Source organism: Streptomyces sp. SID4985, from assembly GCF_009863025.1.
Taxonomy (GTDB): domain Bacteria; phylum Actinomycetota; class Actinomycetes; order Streptomycetales; family Streptomycetaceae; genus Streptomyces.
This window is the reverse complement of sequence record NZ_WWIR01000330.1, coordinates 1-215: the sequence shown is the minus strand read 5'-3', so window position 1 is coordinate 215 and position 215 is coordinate 1. Positions and strand designations below refer to the sequence as shown.

General features: G+C 72.6%; 1 pseudogene. It reads right to left on the bottom strand.

The window, feature by feature from the left end:
• Positions 1–49 precede the first annotated feature (49 nt).
• Positions 50–215, bottom strand: a pseudogene (locus GTW40_RS13740) (LLM class flavin-dependent oxidoreductase); the annotation flags it as partial.

Genomic DNA, 215 nt, shown 5'->3' with positions numbered 1-215 from the left:
CGCGACCCGCACGGGTCCGGACCCGCCCGCCCGATCGACCGCCCGCCGCTCAGCCCAGCTGCGCCAGGCCCTCGGTGGCGATCTTCTCGAAGACCGCGAGGTCGTTGGCGAAGATCGAGTCCGGCACCGGCCAGTGCACCACCAGCTCGGTGATGCCCAGCTCCCGGTACGTCCCGGCCCAGTCGACGAACGCGTCCACCGACTCCAGCGGCTTC